The sequence below is a fragment of the Paraburkholderia piptadeniae genome (assembly GCF_900007165.1).
GTDB classification, from domain to species: domain Bacteria; phylum Pseudomonadota; class Gammaproteobacteria; order Burkholderiales; family Burkholderiaceae; genus Paraburkholderia; species Paraburkholderia piptadeniae.
In genome coordinates, this window is record NZ_CYGY02000126.1 from 1 (window position 1) to 8817 (window position 8817).

General features: G+C 63.4%; 10 protein-coding genes. 8 read left to right on the top strand and 2 right to left on the bottom strand.

Annotation, left to right across the window (positions count from 1 at the left end; genetic code table 11):
* Positions 1 to 175 precede the first annotated feature (175 nt).
* Positions 176 to 1450: an SGNH/GDSL hydrolase family protein gene (locus BN2476_RS42080; protein ID WP_087740056.1), complete on the bottom strand. Its 1275-nt coding sequence runs from the start codon at positions 1448 to 1450 to the stop codon at positions 176 to 178.
* A 159-nt stretch (positions 1451 to 1609) separates the two neighbouring features.
* Between BN2476_RS42080 and paaA the strand changes: the two genes are divergently transcribed.
* The 8 genes from paaA to BN2476_RS42120 all read left to right on the top strand — a co-directional run bounded on the left by paaA (position 1610) and on the right by BN2476_RS42120 (position 8098).
* On the top strand, positions 1610 to 2608 hold the full coding sequence (paaA, locus tag BN2476_RS42085) for a 1,2-phenylacetyl-CoA epoxidase subunit PaaA (protein WP_087740057.1): 999 nt from the start codon (positions 1610 to 1612) through the stop codon (positions 2606 to 2608).
* Between the two features lie 42 nt (positions 2609 to 2650).
* A complete protein-coding gene (gene paaB / locus BN2476_RS42090) occupies positions 2651 to 2935 on the top strand; it encodes a 1,2-phenylacetyl-CoA epoxidase subunit PaaB (RefSeq protein WP_087740058.1) in 285 nt (94 codons plus the stop codon).
* Between the two features lie 9 nt (positions 2936 to 2944).
* Positions 2945 to 3748, top strand: a complete 804-nt coding sequence (gene paaC, locus BN2476_RS42095; protein ID WP_087740059.1) for a 1,2-phenylacetyl-CoA epoxidase subunit PaaC — start codon at positions 2945 to 2947, stop codon at positions 3746 to 3748.
* Between the two features lie 19 nt (positions 3749 to 3767).
* Positions 3768 to 4337: a 1,2-phenylacetyl-CoA epoxidase subunit PaaD gene (gene paaD / locus BN2476_RS42100; protein ID WP_087740060.1), complete on the top strand. Its 570-nt coding sequence runs from the start codon at positions 3768 to 3770 to the stop codon at positions 4335 to 4337.
* Between the two features lies 1 nt (position 4338).
* Positions 4339 to 5427, top strand: a complete 1089-nt coding sequence (gene paaE / locus BN2476_RS42105) for a 1,2-phenylacetyl-CoA epoxidase subunit PaaE (protein WP_087740061.1) — start codon at positions 4339 to 4341, stop codon at positions 5425 to 5427.
* Positions 5428 to 5655: 228 nt separating this feature from the next.
* Positions 5656 to 6468, top strand: coding sequence for a DUF1835 domain-containing protein (locus tag BN2476_RS42110; RefSeq protein WP_087740062.1), 813 nt, complete (start codon positions 5656 to 5658; stop codon positions 6466 to 6468).
* Positions 6469 to 6485: 17 nt separating this feature from the next.
* Positions 6486 to 7112 (top strand): TetR/AcrR family transcriptional regulator, encoded by a 627-nt coding sequence (locus BN2476_RS42115; RefSeq protein ID WP_087740063.1) that lies wholly within the window; start codon positions 6486 to 6488, stop codon positions 7110 to 7112.
* 320 nt (positions 7113 to 7432) lie between these two features.
* Positions 7433 to 8098, top strand: a complete 666-nt coding sequence (locus BN2476_RS42120; RefSeq protein WP_087740064.1) for a GNAT family N-acetyltransferase — start codon at positions 7433 to 7435, stop codon at positions 8096 to 8098.
* A 93-nt stretch (positions 8099 to 8191) separates the two neighbouring features.
* Here the strand turns inward: BN2476_RS42120 and BN2476_RS42125 are convergent, their stop codons facing one another.
* Positions 8192 to 8707 (bottom strand): Lrp/AsnC family transcriptional regulator, encoded by a 516-nt coding sequence (locus BN2476_RS42125; protein ID WP_087740065.1) that lies wholly within the window; start codon positions 8705 to 8707, stop codon positions 8192 to 8194.
* Positions 8708 to 8817 lie beyond the last annotated feature (110 nt).

Genomic DNA, 8817 nt, shown 5'->3' on the forward strand with positions numbered 1-8817 from the left:
TTCCGTCAACAGGTTTTTTGCATCATCGCTTAAAACCCTGCCGGTCCCATCACCGCGCCGTTTCTGTCGCGGCCTCCGCTGCGTTGCGCCGCAAACGGCGCGCCCCAACGAAGGACGCGAATCTTAGGCCATCCACGGCCCAATGACAAGAGCGTGGCGGAAGTTTTTTAACAATTCACTTTTGGAGCGCGCCCAGCACCGCCGGCAGTGGGATCGCAGTGGCCATCGCCGCATAACCCGCATCACTGGGATGGATATGATCGCCGCTGTCGAACGAACGCTGGAGGCGCGTCGGTTCGGCTGGATTACGCAGCGCGGCATCGAAATCCACCACCCCGTCGAACGCCCGGCTCGTCCGGATCCATTGATTGACCGCCGAACGGATCGCCTCGCGCTGCGGCGGCAAATCCGCCGGCGTCAATGTGGCCCCGAAAATGCGCATGCTTCGCGCGTGCGCCGCCGCAATGAGCTGCTTGTAGCCTGCAATCAGACTCTCCGATGTAACGACCGTATGCGGAAAGTCGCAATCGAGTCCAGCGCGTGCCGGCATCGCGGCAAAGTTGATGTCGTTGACGCCGATCAGCAGGATCACGGCCTTCACGCCAGGCTGGGCCAGAACGTCACGGCCAAAACGCGTCGAGAGCGCGTCCCCATAGCAAGGCGAGTCGCTCAGCAGCCGGTTTCCGCTGATCCCAAGATTGACGACCGCCGTCGCCTTGTCGCCGCTCTGAACTACCCGGCGCGCGAACGCGTCAGGCCAGCGACGATTCTGATTCAGGCTCGAGCGCATCCCATCCGTGATCGAGTCGCCGATTGCCGCGATGGCCGACGACGAAGGCGCCTCGACCTGTAACCCCGTCACCCATGCGAACTGGGTAAATCGCTGGCGATAAGCGTCGGTGGCTGCATCGGCCGCATGGTTGCCGGGCATCGACACATAGTTGAGCTGATTCGAAACCCGATGCCACGCGACCATCCGCTGCTCGCGCCCCATATAACTGCTGACGGCATACGGGACGCCGGCGGAAATGCCGATTCGCACGGGATCGCTGTCGATCTCCCCGCCGGCGGGCACGCTCACCACCGCTTTTCCGCCGAACGTCACCCGCGTGTCCGTGCCGCTCTGTATGGCTGCACCGGCCCCGATACCCGACCGCGCGATCCGCAGATCCTCGATGACGAGCGGCGTTTTCCCATACGCGTTGCTGATGTGGATGCGCGCCACCTCGCCCGACAGCGTCGGATACACGATCTGCCGAACCGTGCGTCCCGCGACGTCTGGCGTCCGGTAGAGCGCGGGCGGATCGGGCATTTGCGGGATCGGCTGGAGCGCCGTGGCCCAGACCGTGACCCATGGCGTCTGCGCGCCGGCCGCGAAGACGGGCGCCGAGGCGAACACGAGCGAAGAAAGAACGGCGCCGCAGAGAACGGTGAGAGGACGAGCGATCATTTCGATTGATTGTTGGGAAGCGGGTTAAGGACGCAAGCCGTCCATTGTGCACGATCGCATAGTGCAAACCCCTACCAAACCATCTCAAAAAATTGATTAACCGACCGGACGGTTGGTTTATACTGCCGAACACACACCACTAGGACGAGAGCGTTCGACATGTACACGCAATCCCTCGACATTCCTGGCAACGTCGCCCCGCTCGACGCGGCCAACGGCTCTTCCGAACAGACCCGCTTCGATGAAGTGATGGCCGCCGACGGCAAGATCGAGCCGCAGGACTGGATGCCCGACGCGTACCGCAAGACGCTGGTTCGCCAGATCTCGCAGCACGCGCATTCGGAAATCGTCGGCATGCTGCCGGAAGGAAACTGGATCACGCGCGCGCCGAGCCTCAAGCGCAAGGCGATCCTGCTGGCCAAGGTGCAGGACGAAGGCGGCCACGGCCTCTATCTGTATAGCGCAGCCGAAACGCTCGGCGTGTCGCGCGACCAGATGATCGACGCGCTGCATTCGGGCAAGGCTAAGTATTCGAGCATCTTCAATTACCCGACGCCGACCTGGGCAGACGTCGGCGTGATCGGCTGGCTGGTCGACGGCGCGGCGATCATGAACCAGATTCCGCTGTGCCGCTGCACGTACGGTCCGTACGCACGCGCGATGATCCGCATCTGCAAGGAAGAGTCGTTCCATCAGCGCCAGGGCTTCGACGCGCTGCTCGCGATGATGAAGGGCACCGATGCGCAGCGCGAACTCGTCCAGCAGGCGGTCAACCGCTGGTGGTGGCCCGTGCTGATGATGTTCGGCCCGAGCGACAAGGATTCCATCCACAGCAATCAGTCGGCGAAGTGGGGCATCAAGCGCATCACGAACGACGATCTGCGCCAGAAATTCGTCGACGCGACCGTCGAGCAGGCCAAGGTGCTGGGCGTCACGCTGCCTGATCCGAAGCTGAAGTGGAACGAGGAACGCGGCCACTACGACTACGGCGACATCGACTGGGAAGAATTCTGGCGCGTCGTCAACGGCGACGGCCCGTGCAACCGGGAACGTCTCGCCACGCGCGTGAAGGCGCATGACGACGGTGCCTGGGTGCGCGAAGCCGCCCTCGCCCACGCCGAAAAACAGCGCCAGCGCGCGCAGCAACACGCCGCCTGAGCGGCGCCCCCGAATCTGGAAGGACAGGAGAAGGAGATAGCGATGAACAAGGAATGGCCGATCTGGGAAGTCTTCGTGCGCAGCAAGCAGGGACTCGACCACAAGCATTGCGGCAGCCTGCACGCGGCCGACGCGGCGATGGCGCTGCGCATGGCGCGCGACGTCTACACGCGCCGCCAGGAAGGCGTGAGCATCTGGGTGGTGCCGTCGTCGGCGATCACGGCATCGGCGCCTGACGACAAGGCCGAACTGTTCGAACCGGCTGGCGACAAGATCTATCGCCATCCGACGTTCTACCAGCTGCCCGACGAAGTCAACCACATGTAAGCGCGCGTCATGGATATCACACCCCAACACCTCGCCTACGTGCTGCGCCTCGCCGATACGGCGCTGATCCTCGGTCAGCGCAACACGGAATGGTGCGGCCACGGCCCGATTCTCGAAGAAGACATCGCGCTGTCGAACATGAGCCTCGACCTGATCGGTCAGGCGCGTCTGCTGTACACGCACGCCGCCGAACTGGAAAAGACGCTCACGGGCAAAAGCCGTACGGAAGACGACTTCGCGTTCTTCCGCGCCGAGCGCGAGTTCGCGAACTACACGCTCGCCGAACTGCCGCACGTCGGTCCGCTCTCGGGCACGGCGCACGCGGACAAGGACTACGCGGTCACGATCGTGCGCAACTTCCTGTACTCGTCGCTGATGCTGCACGTGTGGTCGGCGCTGACGGGCTCGTCGGACGAGCAACTCGCCGCGATCGCCGCGAAGTCGATCAAGGAGACGCAGTACCACGTGCACCATGCGCGCGAATGGCTCGTGCGTTTCGGCGACGGCACGGACGAATCGCATCGGCGCGCGCAGGCTGCGCTCGATTACCTGATTCCGTACACGCGCGAATTCTTCAGCGCCGACACCACGGAAGACGCAATCGCCGCCGCCGGCATCGGCCCGAAGACGGCCGAACTGGAAGCACTGTGGCTCGAAGACGTGCGGGCCGCGCTCGACGAAGCGACACTCACGCTGCCGGAACCCGTCAAGCACATCACGACGGGCAAGCATGGCGAGCACTCGGAGCACATGGGCTTCCTGCTCGCGGAAATGCAAAGCCTCGCGCGCCAGCATCCGGGCGCAAGCTGGTAATCCAAAGGTGAGTGAGACGATGACTTCGACCGCCCGAACAGCAGCCGTTGCAACGGATCGCGCGCTCGACGAGGCGTGGGCCGTGCTCGAAGCGGTGCCCGATCCGGAAATTCCTGTCGTGTCGATCCGCGAACTGGGCATTCTGCGCGATGTGCGCCGCGCTGCTGATGGCGCGCTCGAAGTCGTCATCACGCCGACTTACTCGGGCTGCCCGGCGATGTCGCAGATCGCGGAAGACATCGGCCATGCGCTCGACACCGCAGACCTCGCGCCGTACCGCGTGCAAACCGCGCTCGCGCCCGCGTGGACAACCGACTGGATCACCGACGACGCCCGCGAAAAACTGCGCGCCTACGGCATCGCGCCGCCGACAGGCAACTGCGGCGGCGCCGAGCCCAGCACCAATATGGGCGCGAGCGCAAAAGAGAAAGTGATCCGCTTTGTCCCGCGTTCGCTGCCCGCGCCCGCTTGTCCGCGCTGCGGCTCGAAGCACACCGAACGCCTCGCGCAATTCGGCTCGACGGCATGCAAGGCGCTGTATCGCTGCGTCGACTGCCGCGAACCCTTCGACTATTTCAAACCCTACTGATATGGCCACTCCGCAATTTCATCCGCTGCGCATCCGGGAAGTGCGGCCTGAAACCGCCGACGCGGTCTCCGTCGCCTTCGAAGTCCCCGTCGAACTGCGCGAGCAGTATCGCTTCACGCAAGGCCAGTTCGTCACGCTCAAGACGCACATCGACGGCGAAGAGACGCGCCGCTCGTACTCGATCTGCGTCGGCGTCACCGATTACGATCGCGACGGCGAGTTGCGCATCGGCATCAAGCGCGTGCGCGGCGGCCGCTTCTCGAACTTCGCGTTCGACACGCTGCAACCCGGCCACACCATCGACGTGATGACGCCAGACGGCCGCTTCTTCACGCACCTGAACGCAGACCACGGCAAGCAGTACGTCGCGTTCTCGGGCGGCTCGGGCATCACGCCCGTGCTAGCGATCATCAAGACGACGCTGGAGATCGAGCCGCGCAGCACGTTCACGCTGATCTACGGCAACCGCAGCATCGACCAGATCATGTTCGCCGAGGAACTCGAAGATCTGAAGAACCGGTTCATGAACCGCTTCGCGCTGTATCACGTGCTGTCCGATGACATCCAGGATGTCGAGCTGTTCAACGGCGTCCTCGATCAGCAGAAATGCGCGTCGTTCCTCGAGACGCTGGTGCCGACGGACACGATCGACGAAGCGTTCATCTGCGGTCCCGCGCCAATGATGGACGCCGCCGAAGCCGCTCTGAAGGCAGCGGGCGTTCCACAGGAGAAGGTGCACGTCGAGCGTTTCGGGACGCCGCTGCCGCAAGCGGGCGTGCCCGCCACCGAAATCACCGACGACACGCCGACGGCCGACCTCGAGATCGTCCTTGACGGCAAGAAGCGCAAGCTGCGTCTGCCGTATCAGGGCTTGAGCGTGCTCGACGTGGGCTTGCGAGCCGGGCTGGCGCTGCCGTACGCGTGCAAGGGCGGCGTCTGCTGCACCTGCCGCGCGAAGGTGCTGGAAGGCGAAGTGAAGATGGAGAAGAACTACACGCTGGAGGAACAGGAGATCCGCGACGGCTTCGTGCTCACCTGCCAGTGCCATCCCATCAGCGAGAAGGTCGTGGTCAGCTACGACGAACGCTGACGGTTGCGCGAAGCACGGCGCGCCTGCCGTGCACGCGCCGCATATGGTGTGCGTGACGCCAGTCGTGTGTGCGCGCCAGTCGCTTTCGGCACGTCCGCGATCCGCTTACACTAGGGGCCGCTCGTCATAGGAAAGTCACTTTCCCCGACGAGCGGCCTTTTTCCGTTGTCCGGGCGAAGCTCGCCTGAACTGCAATCGAGCGGTGACTAATCCGCCCCGTCAATCACGATGAGCACGATCCACATTACCAACGGCGACGTTGCCGCCGACTCCCTGCGTCAAGCGCTCAGCCACGCGGGCCGCGCCGACGCCGTGCTCGCACGGCGCGACGACCTGGCTGTCGGTCCGTTGCGCGGCATCGATGAAACGCATCATCTGCGCGCCGACTTCTGGCAACGCGTCACCGGCGACATCACACGCAATTTCCCGGCCGAATTCGACGCACAGGCGAGCGAACTGGAAGCGCTGGTCGGCGGGACAACGCACGTCGTCGTATGGCATGGCCGAAGCTGCGCCGATCAGCTGACGCTGCGCCGCGTATGTTTCCATCTGCGCGAGATGCCGCAACGGCTGAACGAAGTGCGCGTCTGCTTCGACGATCTGACGGGCGACAGCGCCGCGCAACGCCGCGCCGATCGGGCGACGTCCGTCGGCATGTTCGTTCCGGCCGTGCTGCAACAGCGGCTCGCCACGGCCGCGCCGATTTCGGTGCTGCGCATCGGGCGTCTCGCGCTCGAATGGCAGGAGGTAAAGCAGGCCAACGCGGAACTGCGCCGCTGGCACGACAACACCTTTTCGAGCGGCACGTTCGCCGAACTAGACGCGTCGATCCTCGAACACGCCGCCGAAGGGTGGCAACCCGCCGGGCGCGTCGCCGCTGCCGCGATGACGTCAAACAACGGCCTGCTGGTCAGCGACGGCATCGTGCTCTGGCGTGTGCGCGAGCTCGCCGCTGCCGGCCAGTTGCAGCTACGCGGCGACCCGAACGCCTGGCGATCACTCGAAATGAATGTCGCGTGCGACACCATTTTCCCTGCTTGAGATAAACCAGAACAACCATGGCCCGTACACGAGCCCCAGATCACGAGAGCCAGCGCGACCAGATCCTCGAACTGGCCGCTGCGAAATTCGCCCAAACGAGCTATCCGAGCACGTCGATGGCCGACCTCGCCGCGGCGAGCGGCACATCGAAAGCGCGCCTCTACCACTACTACGAGAGCAAGGAAGCGATTCTCTTCGACCTGCTCGACCGCTACACGAAGCGGCTGATGCTGATCATCGCCGAGGTCGAGGGCGCGAGCCAGCGGCGTGGACTCACCGAGCGCGATGCGTTCGCCGAACTGATCCGCGCCTTCCTCTCCGAGTACGAGACGTCACACAGCCGGCACGTCGCGCTGCTGAACGACGTCAAATATCTGGTCGAATCGCAGCGCGAAATCATCCTGAACCGCCAGCGAGACGTGGTCGCCGCATTCGCACGGCAGCTGGCGCGCGCGTATCCAGAACGCGTCACCCGCGAAAACCAGACCGCGCTCACGATGATGGTCTTCGGGATGATCAACTGGACTTTCACCTGGCTGAAGCCGGGCGGCCGGATGGGCTACCGTGAGTTCGCCGAGCAGGTCGTCGACATGGTGGATCACGGGCTGCTGGCATCGAAGGCCGCCGACGCGGATCGAAACTGACGCGCGATCGTTACCTTCACGAAGCCAGCATCCAGAGCTCCGGGGCGCGCGCCCGCCCTGCCCCGCGCACCACCTTGACGATGACAAAACGATGTCGCGACGCAGCAATATGCGCGCCTTCGTTGCGACAAGGCGACGCAGTGCAACCGCACGCCCACTCTATAAATTTTCCTTAAAAATCAATCTATTATACAAATCAAGCATGCGATTTTAGACTGCGTGCTCGACTCAATTCCGGGTTTTCCCTAGGTCTACCTCGGGTTTTCCATTAGAATACTTATTGCGGCGCATCATGCCGCCTAGCTAAAGGAGAACCCACCATGAATAAGCAAACTGTCCGCGCCACCGAGCCGATCGTCGTCGATCGCTTGATGACCGTCGCCGGCCGCGCGCCTGTTCTGGTCCGGGAACTCGGCGAGAAAGACCGCAAGCGCCTGCTCGCCCACTTCCTCGAACTGGGCGAAGAAGATCGTCTGTTGCGCTTCGGCCAGGTCACGCCGGACCACGTGATCGAGAACTACGTCCGCACGCTGGATTTCGGCCGCGACACGGTATTTGGCGTGTTCGACTGCCATCTGCGACTGGTCGGCGTCGGCCATCTGGCCTATCTGCCCGCCGAGGGCGACACGCGCACCGCTGAATTCGGCGTATCGGTGTCGGAGAGCGTGCGCGGTCAAGGCATCGGCACCAAGCTCTTCGAGCGCGCCGCTATCCGCAGCCGCAACACGCAGGTCACGACGCTGTACATCCACTGCCTGTCGCGCAACACGACGATGATGCACATCGCCAAGAAAGCCGGCATGAAGATCGAATACGCGTACGGCGAAGCAGACGCGTATCTGACGCTCGCGCCGGCCGATCAGAACAGCATCATCGCGGAAATGCTTCAGGAACAGGCGGCCGTCTTCGACTACGTGCTCAAGCGCCAGGCGCGCAACACGTCGAAGCTCATCGAATCGTTTATCCCGACCGCGATCGCCGCGTAAGCATCGCGAACAAGGAAATCCTCAAAGGGCGGCTCTTCAACGAGCCGCCCTTTTTGTTTGCGCGTGCTTGAGCATGTTTGCGCGTGCCGCCGTTCAAAGCGGCAGCGCGGTGGTCTCCTTGAACTTCTCCAGCGAGAAGCTCGACTTCACGTCGATCACCGACGGATGCCGCAGCAACTGGTCCTGCACGAATCGCGAGAAATGCCCCATATCGCGTACCTGAACGCGCGGCAGATAGTCCATGTCGCCCGTCATCGCATGGCAGGCGACCACTTCCGGCCAGCCTTGCACCGCCGCCCGGAACAGTTCAGAATGCGTCGCGCCCGCGCGCCCTGGCGTGCCGTCGGCGCGTGCGCTGAGCACGGGACCACCGCGCTTTTCCAGTCGCACGTTGACGTAGGCGAGCAGGTCCAGCCCGAGCATCTGCGCATCCAGAAGCGCAACATATCCACGGATCACGCCAATCTCCTCCAGCCGGCGAATACGCCGCAGACACGGACTCGGCGACAGATTCACCCGATCGGCGATCTCCTGATTCGATAGCCGCCCATTCTCCTGAAGGATGGCGAGAATCCGTCGGTCGATTGCATCTATCTCAATTTGAGCCATGTTCTGCCATCCGAAGCCGGCAAAGCGCCAGAAAATAGCGTCAGCGTAGTGGGCAGCGATGAATATCGCAAGCTTTCTTCCGGCATAGGCAACTAGTGTCGCGAGTTAGA